This is a genomic window from Vibrio sp. 1401, from assembly GCF_033340295.1.
On the sequence record NZ_JAWOWF010000514.1, the window covers coordinates 1 to 619 of the forward strand.

Here is a 619-nt window from a genome sequence, read left to right on the forward strand (position 1 = left end):
CCCATTAGCGGCCAGCGATCTTCAAACGCCATCGTCGCGTACGTGTCTGAGCTTGGATAAACCGAAGTCACCGTCACTTCTGGGTTGTTTTCTTGCACCAATGGCTCGTATTTCGAGTCCGTCGAACCATCAGTGTTGACGCCATCAATGGCGGTGAATGGGCTCACTTCGACAGTAAACAGCAAGTCATTGAAATCATTGTCGCCATCAGGGCGATAAATATCTTCAAAACCCAGCACTAAGAACTCGTTTTGCGTATCGATAAAAGCCACGTTATGACGACGATTTTCTGAAGTCGACTCTGGGTTTAGATTGGAATAGCTATAAAATGGCGTGCCCCAACTGCCAAGGCTGGCAATGTTGTTGTATGAGCCAGACCAGCCCCAACCATTCGGAATAATGAAGAACGCAAGCGTTTGACCAGCAGTGAGCTGCACATTCAGGTCGATAGTGTCACCTTCTTCCATCTCGCCATCTGGCGCTTTCGATGTATTAGGGAAAATGATCACATGCGCTGCGATTTCATCTTTATTGGTCGGCGGGTTATTGGTATCAAAAACAAAATAACCGAGCGTGTTTCGATACCCAGCCCCTTCATTCAAAAAGGTGACTTTTGCGG

At 47.5% G+C, this 619-nt stretch carries 1 protein-coding gene; it reads right to left on the reverse strand.

What is annotated here, in order from left to right; translation table 11 throughout:
* On the reverse strand, positions 1-619 hold a 619-nt coding region (locus R7Z77_RS26555), incomplete at both ends, for a DUF4114 domain-containing protein (RefSeq protein ID WP_318137198.1).